At 41.3% G+C, this 20349-nt stretch carries 19 protein-coding genes and 1 other annotated feature; of the genes, 4 read left to right on the top strand and 15 right to left on the bottom strand.

Translation table 11 applies throughout. The features are described 5' to 3' along the window. Positions 1 to 483: 483 nt before the first annotated feature. From pepF to mecA, 4 genes are all read right to left on the bottom strand, one after another. Positions 484 to 2286 (bottom strand): oligoendopeptidase F, encoded by a 1803-nt coding sequence (pepF, locus tag B9Y89_RS03825; RefSeq protein WP_085521714.1) that lies wholly within the window; start codon positions 2284 to 2286, stop codon positions 484 to 486. Positions 2287 to 2385: 99 nt separating this feature from the next. Next, positions 2386 to 3567 carry a competence protein CoiA gene (locus tag B9Y89_RS03830; RefSeq protein ID WP_085521715.1) on the bottom strand — a complete coding sequence of 394 codons (1182 nt, stop codon included), beginning with the start codon at positions 3565 to 3567 and terminating at the stop codon, positions 2386 to 2388. 54 nt (positions 3568 to 3621) lie between these two features. Next, positions 3622 to 5124: a cardiolipin synthase gene (cls, locus tag B9Y89_RS03835; protein WP_085521717.1), complete on the bottom strand. Its 1503-nt coding sequence runs from the start codon at positions 5122 to 5124 to the stop codon at positions 3622 to 3624. A 158-nt stretch (positions 5125 to 5282) separates the two neighbouring features. Beyond that, complete coding sequence (gene mecA / locus B9Y89_RS03840; RefSeq protein ID WP_085521719.1) at positions 5283 to 5969, bottom strand: adaptor protein MecA; 687 nt, start codon at positions 5967 to 5969, stop codon at positions 5283 to 5285. Positions 5970 to 6261: 292 nt separating this feature from the next. On the opposite strand from mecA, the gene B9Y89_RS03845 reads away from it, so the two are divergent. Beyond that, the gene (locus B9Y89_RS03845) at positions 6262 to 6936 is read left to right on the top strand and encodes a TerC family protein (RefSeq protein ID WP_369596715.1); all 675 of its coding nucleotides are present in this window, start codon (positions 6262 to 6264) and stop codon (positions 6934 to 6936) included. A gap of 34 nt (positions 6937 to 6970) precedes the next feature. Here the strand turns inward: B9Y89_RS03845 and spxA are convergent, their stop codons facing one another. The 3 genes from spxA to B9Y89_RS03855 form a co-directional block, all read right to left on the bottom strand. Then, positions 6971 to 7366: a transcriptional regulator SpxA gene (gene spxA / locus B9Y89_RS03850; protein WP_085521721.1), complete on the bottom strand. Its 396-nt coding sequence runs from the start codon at positions 7364 to 7366 to the stop codon at positions 6971 to 6973. Positions 7367 to 7691: 325 nt separating this feature from the next. Further along, positions 7692 to 7817: a hypothetical protein gene (locus B9Y89_RS19280; protein ID WP_254901175.1), complete on the bottom strand. Its 126-nt coding sequence runs from the start codon at positions 7815 to 7817 to the stop codon at positions 7692 to 7694. A 48-nt stretch (positions 7818 to 7865) separates the two neighbouring features. Next, a complete protein-coding gene (locus tag B9Y89_RS03855) occupies positions 7866 to 8459 on the bottom strand; it encodes an N-acetyltransferase (protein WP_085521723.1) in 594 nt (197 codons plus the stop codon). Between the two features lie 316 nt (positions 8460 to 8775). Between B9Y89_RS03855 and B9Y89_RS18965 the strand changes: the two genes are divergently transcribed. Beyond that, on the top strand, positions 8776 to 8943 hold the full coding sequence (locus B9Y89_RS18965) for a hypothetical protein (RefSeq protein ID WP_176222094.1): 168 nt from the start codon (positions 8776 to 8778) through the stop codon (positions 8941 to 8943). 357 nt (positions 8944 to 9300) lie between these two features. Here B9Y89_RS18965 and B9Y89_RS03860 read toward each other — a convergent pair whose 3' ends face one another. The 5 genes from B9Y89_RS03860 to B9Y89_RS03880 all read right to left on the bottom strand — a co-directional run bounded on the left by B9Y89_RS03860 (position 9301) and on the right by B9Y89_RS03880 (position 15208). Continuing rightward, positions 9301 to 10305 (bottom strand): ABC transporter ATP-binding protein, encoded by a 1005-nt coding sequence (locus B9Y89_RS03860; RefSeq protein ID WP_085521725.1) that lies wholly within the window; start codon positions 10303 to 10305, stop codon positions 9301 to 9303. A 12-nt stretch (positions 10306 to 10317) separates the two neighbouring features. After that, positions 10318 to 11352, bottom strand: a complete 1035-nt coding sequence (locus B9Y89_RS03865; RefSeq protein WP_085521727.1) for an ABC transporter ATP-binding protein — start codon at positions 11350 to 11352, stop codon at positions 10318 to 10320. Between the two features lie 13 nt (positions 11353 to 11365). Continuing rightward, positions 11366 to 12382: an oligopeptide ABC transporter permease gene (gene opp3C / locus B9Y89_RS03870; RefSeq protein ID WP_085521729.1), complete on the bottom strand. Its 1017-nt coding sequence runs from the start codon at positions 12380 to 12382 to the stop codon at positions 11366 to 11368. Next, positions 12382 to 13311 carry an oligopeptide ABC transporter permease gene (gene opp3b / locus B9Y89_RS03875; RefSeq protein WP_085521731.1) on the bottom strand — a complete coding sequence of 310 codons (930 nt, stop codon included), beginning with the start codon at positions 13309 to 13311 and terminating at the stop codon, positions 12382 to 12384. The genes opp3C and opp3b overlap by 1 nt, the downstream gene beginning before the upstream one ends. A 196-nt stretch (positions 13312 to 13507) precedes the next feature. Continuing rightward, the gene (locus B9Y89_RS03880) at positions 13508 to 15208 is read right to left on the bottom strand and encodes a peptide ABC transporter substrate-binding protein (protein ID WP_085521733.1); all 1701 of its coding nucleotides are present in this window, start codon (positions 15206 to 15208) and stop codon (positions 13508 to 13510) included. 331 nt (positions 15209 to 15539) lie between these two features. On the opposite strand from B9Y89_RS03880, the gene B9Y89_RS03885 reads away from it, so the two are divergent. After that, positions 15540 to 15914, top strand: a complete 375-nt coding sequence (locus B9Y89_RS03885) for a DUF3899 domain-containing protein (RefSeq protein ID WP_085521735.1) — start codon at positions 15540 to 15542, stop codon at positions 15912 to 15914. Between the two features lie 41 nt (positions 15915 to 15955). Next, positions 15956 to 16179 (top strand) — a binding site (T-box leader). Positions 16180 to 16229: 50 nt separating this feature from the next. Then, positions 16230 to 17222, top strand: a complete 993-nt coding sequence (gene trpS, locus B9Y89_RS03890) for a tryptophan--tRNA ligase (RefSeq protein WP_085521736.1) — start codon at positions 16230 to 16232, stop codon at positions 17220 to 17222. Between the two features lie 58 nt (positions 17223 to 17280). Here the strand turns inward: trpS and B9Y89_RS03895 are convergent, their stop codons facing one another. The 3 genes from B9Y89_RS03895 to B9Y89_RS03905 form a co-directional block, all read right to left on the bottom strand. After that, positions 17281 to 18027: a DUF3603 family protein gene (locus B9Y89_RS03895; protein WP_085521738.1), complete on the bottom strand. Its 747-nt coding sequence runs from the start codon at positions 18025 to 18027 to the stop codon at positions 17281 to 17283. Between the two features lie 104 nt (positions 18028 to 18131). Further along, on the bottom strand, positions 18132 to 18338 hold the full coding sequence (locus B9Y89_RS03900; RefSeq protein WP_085521740.1) for a hypothetical protein: 207 nt from the start codon (positions 18336 to 18338) through the stop codon (positions 18132 to 18134). A gap of 557 nt (positions 18339 to 18895) precedes the next feature. After that, positions 18896 to 19873 (bottom strand): nuclease-related domain-containing protein, encoded by a 978-nt coding sequence (locus tag B9Y89_RS03905; RefSeq protein WP_085521742.1) that lies wholly within the window; start codon positions 19871 to 19873, stop codon positions 18896 to 18898. Positions 19874 to 20349: the final 476 nt, after the last annotated feature.

The following is a 20349-nucleotide window of genomic DNA, read 5'->3' on the forward strand; positions in this document are numbered from 1 at the left end:
CTTAGAGAGGCCAAGTCAGCAGCACTTGACCTCTTTTTTTATTTATTCGAGTCAATTTCATCATTCAAGACTAAAGCAGAAAAACCAAACATTTGTCAGTGTGCTTGGCCTGTTGCTTTCCACTTTAGGCGGACGCTTTCCGCGGGCATGGCTTGAGCCTCATGCCCACACCCGGGGTCCCCGAAAAGCGATTTTTGCTTTTTGGGGTGGATTGATGTGGGTAGGATCAGCGTTGTCACAGGACGTAGGCCCGCAGGACGCGGGTCAGTTCGACGTTGCCACAGGATGTGGTGTTTTTAGTCGAACCTCCTTACATGAGCTGATCAGCCTTGATGCGGGGTCTCAAGACTCATGCTATTCCCGCAGGAGTCGCCGCCTGCCGTTCCAATCAACAATGTTAATGCGCTGAATTGACAAACATTAATACATTAGACCGTTCGAGTGTTCGGATCAATGATGAATATAAGCATTTATGAAATTGACTTATTCCTGTAACAATTTCTCCAGTTCATCGAGATGACCCTCAAAAACGGACAGGGCCTCTTCAATTGGCTTGGAAGTCGTCATATCCACACCTGCATTTTTTAACAAATTAATGGAGTAATCAGAGCTTCCCGATTGCAGAAAGCCTTTGTATCTTTCCACCGCCGGCTGACCTTCGTCAATGATTTGCTTTGATAAAGCAGCGGCCGCACTATAGCCTGTCGCATATTGATACACATAGAAGCTTCTATAGAAATGCGGAATGCGCGACCATTCATAACCGATACGTTCATCCACAGTAATATCATCACCGAAATACTTCTTATTTAGATCATAATAGATACTTGTGAAAAAATCAGGTGTCAGAGCATGACCTTCTGCCGCTTTCTCATGAATGATCTGTTCAAATTCAGCAAACATGGTTTGGCGGAAGACCGTCGCACGGAAATCTTCAAGCAAATTATTCAACAAAAACATTCTTTGACGACGATCATTTGTGTTTTTCAGTAAATAATCATTTAATAACGCTTCATTACATGTTGATGCGACCTCAGCGTTGAAAATGGTGTAATCATGATACGGATAAGGCTGATGCTCTGATGAATAGTAGCTGTGCATTGAATGTCCAAGCTCGTGCGCTAACGTAAATACATCACGGATATCATCGGACCAATTCAACAATATATAGGGGGCTGTGCCATAAGTCGAAGCTGAGTAAGCACCGCTTTGTTTATTCTTGGTCTCTCGTACGTCAATCCAACGGCTTTTATAGCCTTCTTTAATGACATCAAGATAATCCTGCCCTAGTGGCTGCAAACCTTCAAGAACAAGGTCTTTAGCCTTATCATAAGACACATCCATATCGACGTTTTTAACAAGCGGCGTATACAAATCATACATATGTATGTCATCAAGTTCCAGCGCTTGCTTCTTTAATTTGACATAGCGATGCTGCAAGTGCAGATTGTCATTAATCGTCTTGAGCAAATTATCATAGACCTCTTCAGGAATGTGATTACTGCTTAGCGCCGCTTCGCGTGCTGAACGATAATTACGAACGTTCGCCGTGAAATTATTATGCTTAACGACACCACCGAGGGTGCTAGCGAGCGTATTTTTATAAGAAGCATACGTGTCGAACATCGCTTCAAAGGCCTGTTTGCGCACCTCACGATCATCACTTTTGATCAAGTTGCCGTAGCGACCGTGTGAGAGCTCCACTTCTTCCCCTTTGTCATTTTTCACTTTAGGAAACGTCATGTCTGCATTGTTTAACATGTTAAACGTACTTGACGGATTATCTAGAATTTCACCCGCTTGAGCGAGCAATGATTCTTGTTCCTCAGGTAGAATGTGTGGCCGTTCCTGATTAATTTCTTCTAATTGCTGACGATACAGCTGCAGAGGTTCATAGTCTTCAATGAATCCCTTCAATTTGGCTTCATCAATCGATAAAATCTCCGGAACCATATAAGCCAGCTCACTGTTAGTTTGTGATGCGAGGCTCATTACCCGTTCCTTTAAAGCTTGATACGTTGAATCCGATGTATCCTCATCAGACTTTCGTGTGGCATAAAGCACAAGCTTACCGAATTTCATTGTTAATTGATCACGCTTTTGAAAGGCTTGATATAAGGTTTCAGCTGATTCATCCAATTGACCTTTAAAAGCCGCCACTTCTGGAATCATCGCTTTAACAGCTTCATAATCTTCTTCCCATTCATCAACGGAACCATAGACCAATTCCAAGTTCCATTTCTCTTCTTCAGGGATCTCATCTCTTGTTGGCAACGAGTTAGCCATTTATGGTGCACCTCCTATAAATATCGACTATTATACCATTCATCATCATGGCATAAAAATCCTACCTATTATTGTACACAATTTTTCTCGGGTCCATTACTACAGAATCATAACCAACCTTTTAAGACAGCTTATGTCACATTCTAGAGCTTCATCTAAAGTCATATTACGCCATTTAATATCGCTGATAACCTGATACTGATCTTGGGACTGTGATAGAAGTCCTCGTTCCGTTAGCAAGAATAAATAATGACTGATGGCCTTATTTACCCCATTCATCGGGTAAGTCGTCTCCCGCAAGCGAAAAACCCCCTTTTGGATCAGCCGGTGAAATCGTTGGAGAATATTATTTTTATGGAAAGTATCGCCCCGCTTGTGTAGTAGAAACTGCACAATCAGCCATATCTGCCAAAGATAAGCTGGTGTCTGTATCGGAAGAAAGCGTGCTGAGGGTAGACCCGCAAAGTCAGGAAAAGAATAAAGGGAGTAGCCTCTTAAGGCGAGCATTTGCTGCACATATCTTTCATCAGGTGTTTGCGGGGGGATCTGGTTGGTTCTCAATCGTTTCTTTTGCTGCAAAACAGCGGTCGTCAGGGCTTTCTCATGACGTTCTGGGACTTCATATAATCTTGATAGCGGTGTGGCCTGTATGGGCCATGTCAGCGCCTGTGCGTAGAACCGTGTCGCCGTTAATGGAATGATATCATGTAGAAGTAAAAACTGTCTTTCATGTGGGTCAAAGTAGACAAGTGATGATTGAGTGGATAATTGAAGGGTAGCTATGTCTGTTCCTGTAATCTGATAAATATTAGTCATCACCCGCTTCAAGCGTTCTCTGGCCAATATCCACAGCGGGAGAACCTTAATGCTCCGGTAGCCTTGCGTTCTTTGCATCACATCTCGCGCAGGAATGGTTGAACACTGAAATTCTATCGCTAAAGGAGGCTCTGTTTTTTCTGTATAACAATCGGGCCGCTGTTTGATTTGAGGTAGATAATGTTCAAGTTGAGGATGATACAATTGCGCTTTAAGCCAACGATGAAGGACTCGTTTCCCGAGAATATGATTGGAGGTTTCATGTTCAGCCTGTGCTGAACATGACGCATTGTTTTTATGGGCAAAGTGCCAGCGTTTTTTGTCACCGAGGCGAAGAATCACCGTCCCTTGACAAGCCGGACATATAAATCGAGTCCTTCGTCGCCAAGCGTCAAGTTTCCGAAAGGACCAATCATGATGCATCAATGACACAGACATGCCATTAATGGTTTGAGCAACCAACAATCGACATCACCTCGTTTTAAGAAAAGATGGGGGCCATGGTCCCATGGCCATTGACTACAATAACGGTGAAAGCAATCTTGATGTTGATTCAACCACCCGCGTCAATAACGGGCGTTTTTTAAATTCGTCAAAAGCAATTTGTGAAGATTTATCCAAGTCATTTAGAAAATCAGCGACGAGTTGGACAGTGCTCTCAGTGCGATACAAAAACGCATTAACTTCAAAATTCAAATGAAAACTGCGCATATCCATATTCGACGTCCCAATTGATGCCAACTCATGGTCAACAACAATCACTTTACTGTGCATGAATCCTTGCTGGTATTCATGAATCTCGACACCTGCTTCAAGCAATTCGGGAAAATAGGATCGTGAAGCATAAAAAACGATGCGCTTATCTGGCCTTCCTGGGACAAGAATTTTGACATCAATGCCACTAAGGGCGGCGACCTTCAGTGCAGTCAAAATATCCTCATCTGGAATCATATAAGGCGAAGCAATCCAAATCGAACGCTTGGCAGACGTAATCATTGAGAAAAACAGATTTTTAATCACTTCCCACTCATCATCAGGTGATGAGGACACCATCTGCACAGCGCCATGGTCGCTCGTCACCGGTTCAGATTTAAGGTAATGGCCATGATCCAAAGATGCCCCTGTCATATAATACCAATCTTGCATAAAGATCATCTGCAAACTTTGCACGGCTTCACCCATGACTTGCAAATGCGTATCACGCCAAAAACCAAATCCAGGATGTTTACCTAAATACTCATCACCGACGTTCAACCCTCCGATAAAACCCGTTCCACCATCAATGACGACAATCTTGCGGTGATTACGGAAATTCAGTTTATGGTTAAAGAAAGGTAACTTCACTGGAAAGAATGGCACCATTTCGACGCCAGCTTTTTTTAAATCATGAATATACCGTTTCGACAATTGCCAGCTACCAACGGCATCATACAAAAATCGCACCTCGACACCAGCGTTGGCTTTGTTAATCAAAGTATCCTTAATGCGGTGACCGAGGTCATCGTTGCGAATAATATAGTATTCCATATGGATGTGGTGCTCCGCCGCTTCTAGAGCTTTAAAAATCTCTCGGAAAGTGACTTCACCATTCGTTAGAACCTCAGTATCAGTCGCGAATGATACCGGGTGTTGTCCCAGACGTTGAGACAGCCGCAGCGTTGCCTCTTGATGCTCACCCATGATATCAAGACGTTCTTGGTCCACCGATGGTGAAGCGGCATAGTTAAGATATTGTTCTTCCATATAGGCTCGTTTACGGAACAGCCGTTTTTTCCGATAACTTTGGCCAAAAGCAATGTAAAAAATAAATCCAAAAATAGGGAAAACCGCCAATACTAATAACCATGTCATGGTTCTGGATGGTTGGCGATTCTCTAGGAAAATCACAATTGCAATAAAAATAACGCTGAGTGATAAACCAATATTGAGCGTATCAAAGATCCATTGCTGCCAATCTTGTAAAAATAATAGACCAAGCATGACCGCAAACACAATCAATAGCAGCTGCGCTTGTTTTTTCATAACTGATACCCCTTATGCCCAAACCCTGTTGCTCTATTTCAAAAAAACTCATAAGCGGCCCATAGCAATCCGCCCTGAGCGATGTCTATGACTATAATAACGCACATCATCAGCAATTGACATAGTTTAGGCAAAAAAATACGGTCGATGTCGCAACATCAACCGAAATAATATTGAATATTTTCAATCGCTCGCTCTTGGATGATGACTTTACCATATTCAGCAACATAATGAACAGTTAAGCCTGTTTCATCACCATATTCAAGGATTCGACTTAAAGTATTTTCTTGCTCATATTCGCCCATCTCATCGTAGAAGGTGACACTAAGATAATAATCGTTACCATGATGGTACAACTTAGTATCAACATCATCTTTACCAAAATCGCTGCTGAGAGCAATAAGGTCCTCAATATCGTGAAACCGGATTAGGAAAGACATCTGTCCATCCGAATCACCCAAATGCTCCGCCTCATCAAGCGGTTCATCATCAAGATCACTGTCCTCCAATTGTTCATTCAAAACATTTTCAAATTCCTCATGAACTGGAATGTCAAGATGTTTATCCTTAGAAATTGGTAATTCTAACTTGGAACCATCATTAGACAATTGCGCCCGTGTAACAAGAATTTCTAATCCTTTATCCATCGCCTGAACCTGAATCCAGAGCGGTCCTTCTAACGGAAAAGACTCTTGGTGATGAGCTTCATCCATTAATTCCCAGAACAGTTCTTCACTCCGTTCACGATTATACCATATTTCCTCCCGGTCAAATCCCCGATCTTCTATATCGACATAACTGATGAAAAACTTCAGCGTATAATCATTTACGCGTTCAATCTCCATAAACGCTCTCTCTCCCTTCCGAAAAAAATCTGTATCGGGAGCAACTTGTGTCACAACCATTGTAGCTTACATATCTTGTACTTCTATTGTATGATAAATCCTAATACATTGAAATAAAAAATACAAGCATTTTGATAATTGCGGATGCCCTTTTCTTTTGACCCGTTTTTTAGAGATTATATGAAACGTTCTTTCAGATTATCATCACGATTTTTCAATCCATTTCAAGCATGTTTTCGGACAAGTCCGCATAAATTGGTTGTGGCTGTAAGAAAAAGAAAGGGGTTGTATCGTGGACATAAATAGTGATATTATCCTAGCTGTTATAAATATTATTCTCATTGACATTATTCTTGGTGGTGATAATGCCGTGGTCATTGCCATGGCTTGCCGGAAATTACCATCTGCACAAAGAAATAAAGCCATTTTTCTTGGATCCGGAATTGCCGTCATTCTAAGAATCTTTCTCACCGCTGTGATGATGTCACTGATGCAAATTCCCTATCTACTCCTTGTCGGCGGCGGGCTTCTGATCTTCATCGCCTTTAAATTGCTGATTGACAACGATTCTGAACCGGATATCAAGTCAAGCGGACACTTATTCACCGCCGTCAAGACGATTGTTTTTGCTGATTTGGTGATGGGACTTGATAATATCTTAGGCATTGCCGGTGCATCCCATGGTGATATCACACTCGTTGTGTTTGGACTACTTTTCTCAGTCCCTATCATCATTTGGGGCAGTAAATTAATTTTAACAGCCATTGAACATGTACCGGGCCTTCTATACATTGGCGGCGGTGTCCTCGCTTATACAGCCAGCGGTATGATCACAGGCGAACCGGCCATTAATACCGTTTTTGCCGACCATCCTCAATTAAAATCAACAGTGTATGTGGCCGTCATTGTCGGCGTACTGCTGTCAGGATGGATTTATAACCAATCCAAACGCTATCAAAATCAATAATAAAGCACTTTCCAATGACGGAAAGTGCTTTTGTTTAGTTAACCATGCGTTGGGCTTCTTGCAGTTGAAACGTTCTGACTTTCCGTGGTAGGAACCGCCGGATTTCATCGTCATTATAACCCACTTGCAAACGCTTGTCATCCAATAAAATGGGACGTCTTAACAGTCCGGGATTATCGCGAACCATTTCATATAATTCCTGCATTGGAAGGGCATCCAATTGGACATTCAAATCTTGAAATGCTTTGGAACGCGTTGAGATAACTTCATCGGTTCCATCTTCCGTCATGCGAAGAATTTCTTTAATCTCTTCAATGGATAATGGCTCCGAGAAGATATTTCGTTCATTGTAATCAATATTGTGATCTTCTAACCAAGCTTTAGCCTTTCGGCATGATGTACAACTTGGTGATGTATATAAAGTGACCATGACATCCCCTCCTCTGGAAATTGTCAATTGAATACTTTATTCATATCATTATTATATTATAATATTTTTAATTTGGCTACCCCTGTTATAAAATCATACCGATTTTTGACTTAGTATCTTCTTTCCCGTTTCAGTTGGAGATTAAACATCTGTTATAAAAATTATTACTGACCTGTATCATTATCTCGGTTTTCAAATAGACCCATGTGTTATCAAGTAAAAAACTTGCAGTTCATTTTTCTATGAAGGAAGTTTATATATTTTCTCTAAGTAAAAAAATCGGCCGTGGTGGCTGTTCCGTCCACCAATGCCGATCATTACAAAACTAAGCCGTATTTTTGCTTTGTGGCGCCGGTGATTTTTTGTCATTTGGTTGTTGCCAACGTCCTAATTGTTTTTTTAACCAATCCTTCAATGATTGACGTCCTTTTCGCTGTTTGGAACGGGACATCCCATCACCGCCTTCCTTTATGGTCGATACCGCACCACAACACACCCCTTATGAAGAGGGCCTTTCTGTATCAAATGTTTCAAGTATATTGTCTTCCTTATCATCTTGAATTGTCAAGACATCGTCAACATCCTCATACGATTCACCATAGATTTGCTCATCTTTATAAGTGTGAATTTCCTCATAAGTTTTTTTCATTTTCTCAAGTATACTTTCTTCAGATTCATCCGTTGGTGACCAATATAGAATTTCCATTTCATTGACTTCATTGGTCGCCAAGCTCTTCCGGCGGTATCCGATAGAACACGCATGCTTGAAATCTTCCCGCCTGTAAAATTTCAGCCGTTTCTCCGAATCCGAGTCATCATAATCAACGGGTTCAACTTCCAAAATAATCGGTTTACCTTTGTCCTTTAGCTTTTGCATTAACTTGTGACCCGTTCCTTGTCCACGGGTCTTTCCAGATACCCAAATATAATCAATAAATAGAAAATCAGCCGTCTCAGCATACATTAAGACGTGCTCGGAGCTTTCATCTTTATGATACATTTCAGGCTTTTCTTTTAATAAAAGCTCCATGTGTTCCTTTGATTTCATTTCTTCGATTGGAAAATACTTGTTCAGCTTTTTGTACCAGTCCATTGTTTCCCTCGCTTTTTTAATTATTATGTGGATATGTGTTGTTTTTAAACACGATTTGCCCACTGAGTCAAGAATGTAGAACAGGATTAAGCTAGGCTGGCAAGTAGAGGATCATAAGTGGTTCTATGAGAGTTGAAGAAATTTCCTCTCAACAATAATAAAAAACCTTCACTTATCTAGTGAAGGCTTAATAATATTATATACAAGCAAGCGGATTCATGTCAAGATGACGGTGGAATCAACGTTTGTTGTCATTTGTGTTTCGTATTCATTCCCGCTATGATAGAAGCAGGTTAAGATAAGGATGATACACGATATGTTCCAAAAAATTGTTGCCGGTTTTGCCGGACTTTTTGTTATTGCTCTTCTCATCCAGAATTGGCGGCCTTTTATGCCCGCATGGCTGATGCAGACGTGGCTATGGCTCGCTATCATTTTATTCATCATTGATGTTGTTTGGAGAAGAAAAAGGCAAAAGAAATGAGACTTGGACAGAAGTATATGAGTCACAAAATCATCCGAACTGGTTAATCAGTTCGGATGAAATAGTCATTTCTGTCATCGCTTCGTCAAAATCCTTCGCTTGCCGCGGGCACGGCCTCAGCTAACTTGGTAAAGAAAAACCCTTTACCAAGTGGATCTTCGGCTCGTGCTCCTGCATCTTCAAGCCTATTCAGAAAAGCAAGATGCTTCGTCGCAGTTCAAAGAAGCTTATTATAAGGCGTTCGTGCTGTTCCCGCAGGCGTCTACGTATTTTGACTCCGCTTAGAACTTGTTTTCATATCTTATTGTTCAGCTTCCTGAGTATCCTGTTTTAGATTTGTCCCATAGCCTCATCTTATTATTGATTTTCTTTAAAATGATCTTTATATTCATCATCGTACAAGTGACAAGCAACCCAATGCCCGTCGCGTGCTTCTTGCCATTTTGGAGTAACTTGTGCACAAACATCCATGGCATGCGGGCAACGCGTTCTAAACGGACAGCCACTCGGTGGGCTGATTGGACTTGGTACGTCGCCTTCGATAACAATACGCTCACGCGTGCGTTCGACTTCAGGATCCGGAACCGGAATCGCAGATAGCAAACCTTGGGTATAAGGGTGAAGTGGTTCGTTATAGAGTTCGTCACTATCCGCCAATTCTGCCATATTACCCAAGTACATCACACCAACACGGTCACTAATATGCTTAACCATTGATAAGTCGTGAGCAATAAATAGATACGTTAATCCATGTTCTCTTTGTAATTCTTTCATCAAATTAACAACTTGTGCTTGAATGGATACATCTAACGCCGAAATCGGTTCATCTGCAATAATAAATTCTGGATCCACCGCAAGTGCACGGGCAATACCGATGCGCTGACGTTGACCCCCACTAAATTCGTGTGGGAAACGATTGGCATGTTCACGGTTAAGACCCACAGTTTCTAATAAATCATTAACACGTTGCGTGCGTTCACTCTGATTTTTAACAAGTCCGTGAATATCAAGACCCTCAGCAATAATATCCTTAACCGTCATCCGCGGATTCAATGAAGCATACGGATCTTGGAAAATCATTTGCATTTTATTCTTTAAAGCCTTCAAGTCTTTTCCCGACTTCTTTTCATGGACACTGTCACCTTCAAATGTCACTTCACCATCGGTCGCATCATATAATCGCAGAATGGTCCGACCCGCTGTGGATTTTCCGCAACCAGATTCTCCCACAAGACCGAAAGTTTCACCTTTATAAATATCAAAAGTAATACCATCGACAGCCTTTAAAACTTGGTTTCTACCCACTTTAAAGTGTTTTTTAAGGTCCTTAACTTCAACTAATTTTTCTTCAGATTGTGTCATCTTCCCACCTCCTTATCTTTCACCTGATTCATTATGACTACCCGTTTTAGCGGCTTCTGGAGGTTCGACTTTCGGTGCGCGTTCGTCCAGTAGCCAGCAGGCTGTTTTCTGCGTATCGCTTAATTCCGTGTAGTCAGGCATATGATCGACACATACTTTCATCGCATGTGGACAGCGAGCAGCGAATGGACAGCCCGTTGGAGGGTCGACCAGATCAGGAGGTGTCCCCGGAATGGCCTGCAATTCATCATTTTTAACATTATGGCGGGGCATCGAACCTAGCAGTCCCCAAGTATAAGGATGCCTTGGATTATGAAAGATTTCATCAACCGTACCCGTCTCAATAACTTTGCCCCCGTACATAACAGCCACACGTTGGGCCATGTTAGCAACAACACCTAAATCATGCGTGATTAATAGAATGGAAGTACTCAACTTATCCTGCAAATCTTTCATTAGATCAAGAATTTGTGCCTGGATCGTCACGTCCAGCGCTGTCGTTGGCTCGTCCGCAATCAAAATTTTCGGATCACACGCGAGTGCAATTGCGATCACAACACGCTGCCGCATACCGCCTGATAGCTGGTGTGGATATTGTTTGACACGTGTATCAGGATTCGGAAGACCGACAAGGCTTAATAATTCAACAGCGCGTTCTTTAGCCGCCGATTTAGTCATATTTTGATGTTTTCTAAGACCTTCCATAATTTGCTTACCCACAGTCATCGTCGGATTAAGCGTTGTCATCGGATCTTGAAAAATCATCGAAATATCTCTACCGCGAATTTTTTGCATGTCTTTTTCCGATAGTTTAGTAATGTCCTGGTCTTCAAATAATATTTCACCGGATTTTATCCGTGCCGGCGGACTTGGATTCAGCTGCATGATGGTTTTAGAGGACACCGATTTTCCTGAACCGGACTCACCAACAATCGCCAAAGCTTCACCTTTCTTAAGCTCCAAGTTCACGCCACGAACAGCTTGTACTTCTCCGGAATACGTATCAAATGAAACATGCAGGTCATTGACTGTTAATATATTGTCCAATGTTATTCACCCTTTATTGTCTCAACTTTGGATCAAGCGCATCGCGCAAACCGTCAGCGAAAATATTAAAACAGATAAGAAGTAAACTAATTAATACCCCTGGAAACAAGGCTTGATAAGGATGTAGTTGAAAGACTTCATAGCCTTGTTTAATTAAAGAGCCCAGTGAAGCTTGCGGTGGCATGACACCAAGACCAATAAAACTTAAGAAAGCTTCTGTAAATATGGCTGCCGGAACGCTAAACATAGTTGTAATAATGATCATACCTACTGTATTTGGAAGCAAATGTTTACGGATAAGGCGCCAACTAGTAGCTCCAAGTGTTCGAGCGGCAAGCACATACTCCATTTGTTTTAATTGCAAGGTTTGACCGCGGACAATCCTCGATTGTCCGATCCAACCGGTCATCGCGATCGCGAGAATGATCGCCGTTAATCCAGGTTCCATCACCATTATAAGCAAAATGACTAAGACTAACTGCGGAATACCAATAAGAATTTCAATAATTCGTTGCAAAATATCATCAATTCGGCCACCGAAATATCCCGATATACCGCCATAGATAACACCTATAATAAAATCAGCGAGTGCGGCAACAAGTCCTATAAATAAAGAGATCTTTGTCCCTTCCCAAACACGAGTCCATATGTCACGACCATGTTCGTCAGTGCCAAACCAAAAATTCTGTTCAATCCCTCTAGATTCATAGATATTATCACCATTTTTATCTAAGCCATCGAAGGGTAACCAATGAATACTTGATAGCCCAGATACTTGTGGGGGTAGATTATGACGTAAAAGGTCTTGATCGTCGATACCCCACTTATTCAGCGTCGGTCCTATAAAGGCCATTGCTACAATGAGTAAAATGATAACCAGGCTAGCCATTGCCCCTTTATTTTTGGACAATCGGCGCATCGCATCTTGCCAAAAACCAATACTTTTTCGAGTGATTTCTTCCTCTTTACCCGCTTGAATGTTGGCTGGCTCAAACAAATCTTGTGAGATATCATCTTTAGATGTCGCCATTATGAGTTACCCCCAGAAATACGGATTCTTGGATCAATTACACCATACAGCATGTCAGTAACAAATATGACAATAACAAATGCGACACTGATTAGAATCGTTGTTCCCATAATCATCGGATAGTCATTAGTCAATATTGAAGTCACAAACTGTTCTCCAATGCCAGGAATCGCGAAAATGTTCTCAATAACAAGCGAGCCTGTCATTATACTGGCAGCCAATGGGCCAACAATCGTAATCACCGGGATCATCGCATTTCGAATTGAGTGTTGCATAATCACTGTAAAACGTCTTAGTCCCTTTGCCTTAGCTGTCGTAATATAATCTTGATTCAATACTTCAACCATCTCTGTCCTAGTAAAACGAGAAATATTGGCGATAACGCCAATAGCCAACGCAATAACCGGCAATATATGGTACGATGGACCTTTCCAATAAGCGATCGGTAGCAAGTCCCATTGCAATCCAACATAATATTGCAACAATTGAGCAAATACGAAAGATGGGATTGATATTCCTAGCACAGCTAGAAAGACCGCACCATAGTCAAGTATTGTCCCGCGCCTAAGCGAAGCAATAATTCCCAGGATGATGCCTAGAATAACCCCAACAATCATTGCTTCAAAGCCAAGTTGAGCGGAAACAGGCAGTTTATTCGAAATAATCTTAGTAACAGATCGGCCATCATACTGAAATGAAATGCCTAAATCCCCTTTTACCATGTTGCCTACATATTGAACAAATTGGACGGGGATTGGCTCATCTAATCCGTATTTCTCATTAAGTACCTCAATCTGAGCAGGTGTCAATTTCGCTGCATTTTTATATGGAGTCCCCGGCAATAATTTCATAATAAAAAAAGTGATAGCGATAATAACAAAGATTGTTACTATCATATATGCCACACGTTTAAGCGTATATAACGCCACTGACCACACCTCCTAATCCTTTTGTAGCATTTATTATTTTGCGACAAATGTCGAGTAAAGTCAAGAATAGTCACACACTTTATAAATTTTGGTAATTATTTAGTTCTTTAACTCTTTAAATTCATACAAAAAGAGGGGGTACATATCGGATCAATCGACACGTACCCCCTCTCCAAAAAACTTTTTCAATCAAACATTAGTGTTTATAAACCTTAGCATATCTAAAGAATTTTTTAAGTCCATAGTTCTGGAACTTCATTCCCTCTACATAAGGCTTAACCAACTGAGAAACACCTTTTTGATAGGTCGGGATGATCGCAGCCTCTTTAATCAGATTTTCTTCTGCTTGATGTAGAACGTCCCAACGTTTTTCCTGCTGATTACCAAGTTGATTAGCTTTGTTGATCAAGCTATCAAACTTATCACTTTCCCAGCCAACAGGATGATAAGACTCATTGCTGCTCACAAATAAGCTTAAATACGTCATTGGATCCCTATAGTCAGGACACCAACCGGATCCCCCGGCAATTTCATAATTACCAGTATTAGACTTCTTCAAATAAGAATTCCAAGGCTGTTTGTTAATACTCACTTTTAATCCAGGAAGCTGCTCAAGTGCATTGGCGTTATTTTCAGCCAATTTACCCGCATACTCACTGTCAGTGGTTAATAGCTCTAATTCAATTGTATCGAAACCAAGTTCCTCTTTGGCTTCCTTCCAAAGTTTCTTAGCTTCTTTTTGGTCGCCAGGCAAGTAATCATCCACACCAGCGCGGAAGTCTTTACCATTTGGTCCCTTAACAAAATCTTTAGGGACAATATATTGTGCTGGTATTGAACCATTATTCATCAACACATCTGTTGCTTCTTTACGATTCATGACCATTGACATAGCTTGACGGACCTTTTTATTCTTTAACGCTGGATCAGTGTCAAGATTTAATTTAAGGAAATAGACACAGTTGTCGAGAATCTGGCTAAGTTCAGAACTATCCTTATACTTGTCTACACGATCACCAGAAAGTCCGACTAGATCAATTTTTCCTTTTTTGTATAAATTAATTGCCGTATTTGTCTTTTTGACAACATTAAAGGTTGCCTTTTCTATATTGACTTTATCAGCATTCCAATATTTATCATTCTTAACTATTGTATAGCTGGAGCCATGATCCCATTCTTTGAAAGTATAAGCACCATTATAAAGAAGGTTTTCTGGTTCTTGAGCGTAGTCTTCACCTTGCTTCTCAACAAATGACTTCTTCAAAGGATAGAAGGTTGCGAACGACATCATGCTTGTAAAATAAGGCGTCGCTTGTTCAAGCTTAACCTGTAAGGTATGTTTATCAAGTGCTTTAACACCTAGTTTTTTGACTTTACCATATAAGTCACTATCTTCATTCGTAATTTTGGTCGCATTTTTTATATTTGCCTCACCGAAAATGTAAGCATATTGAGATGCTGTATCAGGATCAATACCACGGCGCCAAGAATAAACGAAGTTTTGCGCCGTTACCGGACTACCGTCAGACCAAACGGCGTCATCACGAATGGTGAAAGTATAAGTCTTTCCATCGTCACTAACTTTTGGCATTTCCGCAGCCATATCTGGCACGGCTTTCCCATTTTCAATAAAAATCAGACCAGCTTTAACTCTTTCCAATAAAGCATGTGCATCTGCTGCTGTTGCTTTAGATAAATCAGCGGACGGAAGATCAGAAGGCTCACGAAAATGAAGCTCCTGCTTATCAGCCAGTTCTTTCTCTGTATTTCCCTCACTGTCACCGGAGCTGCTGCCAGTATCTTCACTGCCACCGCCGCCGGAACAGGCTGAAAGGAATAGACTTAGTACAAGTACGATCGATACGGCCATCGACCAAAAAGTTTTACCTCTCCTCAAGATAAGACCCTCCCAAAATTTTATGTTGTGATAAGAAATCTCACAAATTTTCAGATTTGCGAAATTTCCTATGTGAGTATTATACAAGTTTTCTAATGATTTCGCATTACATTTTTTTAATTTTTTTATTAAATTCGCACCAAATTTACATTTCAATGACTTAAATTAGGTCTTATGGCCTATGAAATTCTGCTGATACTTTTGTAGTTATCTTTAGATAAACGTAATACTTTCAACGCTTTTCTTTATCACCTTGGATTGGTATCATATAAGTTGTAAAAATTCGAGGGAATCCTTTCCCCAAAAGACTTTAAAGGGAGTTATCAAGGTCATGACGAAGTTCCAGTTGTACCTGTCCTCATTTATTTCTAGCGTGATATTAAGTGTTCTTATAACTTTTTTGATATATAAACAGATAAACATGCTAACGATTGTGAACGGCAGTTTTTTGGTAGGTCTCTTTTATTTAATCGTCGGTCTTGTCCTCTATATCATTCAAGGCGGATTTTTTAATGGGATCACGTACAGTTTCCGACGATTTTTCCGGCGGACATCGAGACAAGGGGATATCATGAATGATATCTCGAGTGCTGACGAAGAAGAAGCCCTTGTTCCAAAGGATCATGATTTTCCATGGACATACCCGATACTTATAAGCGGCTGTCTCCTTGGTTGCATTTCGATGGCATTGGCTTATACCATTTAGCTTGCATTGAGATCTGTAATTATGTATAATCATGTAAAATACTGTGCGCGATGATAAAGAAGAGTAGGCAAGCGGGAAACTTACAGAGAGCCTGTCATAGCTGGGATTCAGGCAGTGGAACGTTGCTGAATGGCCTTTTAGCACCGGCCCGAACCCTATGCTATGGTTAGTAGGATCCGGCGTTTCCGTGCGTTAAACGGTTAAGTGGTTTCTCAATATATTTTGAGGCAATCAAGGGTGGCACCGCGGTCCAATCGTCCCTTTCTAGGGTTGATTGGGCTTTTTTTATATTCAAAATTATGGAGGTTATTTATAATGAGTACGATATTTTCCGGTATTCAACCGAGCGGCAGTCCCACACTCGGTAATTATTTAGGGGCGTTCAAACATTTTACTGAACTTCAGGATGACTATGACTGTTATTTCTGCATTGTGGATCAACATGCGATCACCGTTCCGCAAGATCGACTCAAGCTGCGCGAAAATATCAAGAGTTTAGCGGCCTTGTATTTGGCTTGTGGTATCGATCCTGAGAAGGCGACCTTGTTCATTCAATCAGAGGTTTCCGCCCATGCTAAGATGGCTTGGATCCTGCAGTGTGTCAGTTATGTTGGTGAATTAGAACGTATGACCCAATACAAAGATAAATCGCAAAAACAAGGTGACGGCGTATCCGCTGGTCTATTGACCTATCCACCACTCATGGCTGCCGATATTTTGCTGTATCAGACAGATATTGTACCTGTCGGAGACGATCAAAAGCAGCATATTGAGTTAACACGTAATTTGGCTGAGCGATTTAATCAGCAACACAATGACATTTTTACGATCCCTGAAGCGCGAATTCCAAAAGTTGGCGCACGAATCATGTCATTAACCGAGCCGACCAAAAAAATGAGCAAATCCGATGACAACCAAAAATCCTTTATTCTCATGCTTGATGACGAAAGACAAATTATGAAGAAAATCAAGAGTGCGACGACTGATTCGGATATGACGGTGCGGTTTGACAAGGTGAACAAACCGGGTGTCAGCAATCTGATGGCGATTTATTCACTATGCTCAGGGAAAACGCTTGAAGAGATTGAAGCGGCCTATGCTGGTAAAGGCTATGGTGATTTTAAAACCGATGTCGCTGAGGCTGTTGTTGACACCTTAAAGCCCATTCAAGAGAAATATTACGAGTTGATGGCCTCCGAGCAATTGGATGAGATTTTAGACCACGGGGCGGAAAAAGCTGCTCACGTCGCTAATAAAATGGTCACCAAAGCAGAACGTGCTATGGGATTAGGCCGCAAAAAGCGTTAGCCGATCAAAATTTACCCCCGCCGTTCCTTCTAATGAAGGCTATCGGCGGGTCTCATTATTAATTGACTTTTGCCCCGTGTTCAAGTTCCCAAATTTTTTCAAAATAAGGTTGTCCTTTAATCATTCGCTCACAAATCGCATAGTGCCGCTTAGACCAACCTTCTTTTATTTCATCATAGAGGCGTTGCCAAGCATTCTCGAATGATAATGTCCGACTTTCGTGATACTGTTTCGGAAACCATTCCGTATACCAGTATCGCATTTCTTCAAGATTGCCAACAGAATATAATTGATCCATAGCCATGAACAACAACTGTTTCAGCTGTCTTTCTTTACGTGTCAATCCCCGCATCCACTCAGGATCAGGTGATAAGATATGGTATTCTTGCTCTTCTTCATCATCCTCAAAGTCATAATGAGTGGTTTCCATTTCTTTAACTTTTTCCGCGACGAGTTTTTCTTGTCGAGGTATCAAGCGGCTTTTTCGAATCGGCAGTGTGTACCCTAACGTATCCGCAACAAGATGTTGTTCACCGTCGGTTGCGATAAAGCAGTACTCAATGACTTCGCGTTGATTATTTTTTCTAATATAACTTTTATTACGGATGTCCTCAAGTAATTGGTGAGGCAGATCTTTCAATCCGTTTTCAATATAAATAAACAAGGGCGTTTCAATTTTCAGTACTGGGACTTGATCAAGCAATTCTATAAAATCATGCTTACGCCATTCATGAAATTCGCAGACGTTATATCCATTCTCTTCTCCTTCAAACCAATTGACCCATACATCTCCGATCATCTCCATGGTGTTCGTCCCTCACTTCTTAATTATGTATTTGCCAATAAGTATGGTCAGTGGGGGACGGATTTATTCCCTTTGGTTCGTTATTTTTACTTCGGTTCCATGATTTACTTGAACTTCGGAAAATAGATGCTTAGCCACATAATCGCAATCCCGGCAAGGAGCAGATAGGTTTCGGGGCGGTCAGTTAGAAACTGCAAATAACCAAGATAATTTTGCCCGATGGTCAGCAGGTTTAGAAAGGCAATGATAGTGACCCCGCCGGATACAGCTAGTCCAAATCCAACGAATAAAAAAAAGACTCTAGTTAACATATTGAACCAATCCCTGTCACGGTAATGGAGTTTGGTGAGTTGTGCCTGTCCTATTTACCATCGTATGCTTTAGGGATTTTGATTATGTTTTTGTGTGTAATGGTTGTTGAATGAGTGCGAGCGGTGATGTATGGGTGGTGTGTGAATTCTATGGGACATGTGCGTTCCAGGATTCATGATTTTCGGGACAGAATCTTTACAGTACGGGACACTTTTGTTGCAGTACAGGACAACCTTGGGACAGCGCACACTCAACGGGACATGTGCGTTCCTGGATTCATGATTTTCGGGACAGAATCTTTACAGTACGAGACACTTTTGTTGCTGTACGGGACAACCTCGGGACAGCGCACACTCAACGGGACAGGTGCGTTCCAAGATTCGTGCTTTGCGGGACAGAATCTTTACAGTACGAGACACTTTTGTTGCTGTACGGGACAAACTCGGGACAGCGCACACTCAACGGGACAGGTGCGTTCCTGGATTCATGATTTTCGGGACAGAATCTTTACAGTACGAGACATGTATGGGACGAACGAAGAGGACAGACTATTTTATCAACAGCTATTCTCGTTTGGTTCCCCTTTATGATAAACAACACCTTTCCCTGTACCCGTTCGGTTAAGATTCATTTCGGAAAGTAATCTCCAAGCCATTTTTCGATTGTTTAATTGTAAGAAATTACAGCATTGCCTATTGGTTATGGTTGGTCGAACCAATAAGAAGTAATCTTCAATGGCCTGTTTGTGAGCATCCTGGGAACGTTCGTGACACGAGCGGCAAATCCAATAACCGCTAGACCGGTTCATAGGTGCAAGGCATCTAGGACACATTACACCTTTAATCAACTCCTGTGGCGTAACATCATAAATGGCAAGGATATCCTCAGAAGTTGGATGGTTTTCCTCCAGTAAGAAACGATTAAATACGCCTAATGTTCGCGAGTCCATAACTTCTTGTTTATATTTTTCTTGCATTTTGGTGATCTTTTCAGGAATTTTATCTACGTGCGAGAGGACTTGGAATAGCTCATGATTATTTTCAGAGGTTTTTATAAGTGTGGAGGGATTGCTAATACCTACTAAATATTCAATGGGGATACTTGGAAGTTTGTGATGATGCATCCATCTTTGTAACTCGAATCGCTGGCGTTTAACTTGGGGGATTGGATCCTGAAAACCTTCTTCTTTTGTCTCTGTAATTCTGATAAGTTGCCCGGAAGCTTTATCAAACTTCAAAGTTCCGGAAATATTCTTAACTTCAATAATGACCGCAAATTGAGATGTAACAACGAAGGTATCAAGTTGGAAATCGTTATCCTCACCAGGCAAACGCAGTCCCTGATAAATATTATAGTTGTTTCTAGTTAAAAACTTTAATTGATAGTCCATTGACTTTTCACCTTCATACCCACTCTTTCGTCGATTATAACTATCGTAAATAATGGTCCATTTTTTGTGATGTTTTGGAAGACGCCGTAATAACGCCCCTGCCTGCAAGATTCTCAATGGAACCGTCCGTTTCTTTTTGATCAATAAAAGTCACTCCCTTTCAATAATTAAATCTTAATTTAGATTCCGTACTTTTTTATAAAAGTCCTGCAATGTTATTTAAAATTTTTACAATTTATTAAAGTTTTTGAGGAGTAGAGCGGCACTGCGTGACTCCAACGGGACAAGTGCGTTCCAAGATTCATGATTTTCGGGACATAATCTTTACAGTGCGGGACACTTTTGTTGCTGTACGGGACAAACTCGGGACAGCGCACACTCAACGGGACAAGTGCGTTCCTGGATCCTTTGGTTATCGGGACAGAATCTTTACAGTACGGGACACTTTTGTTGCTGTACGGGACAAACTCGGGACAGCGCACACTCAACGGGACATGTGCGTTCCTGGATTCATGATTTTCGGGACAGAATCTTTACAGTACGGGACACTTTTGTTGCAGTGCGGGACAAACTCGGGACAGCGCACACTCAACGGGACATGTGCGTTCCTGGATTCATGA

Source organism: Tuberibacillus sp. Marseille-P3662 (assembly GCF_900178005.1).
In the GTDB taxonomy this organism is placed as follows: Bacteria; Bacillota; Bacilli; order Bacillales; family Sporolactobacillaceae; genus Marseille-P3662.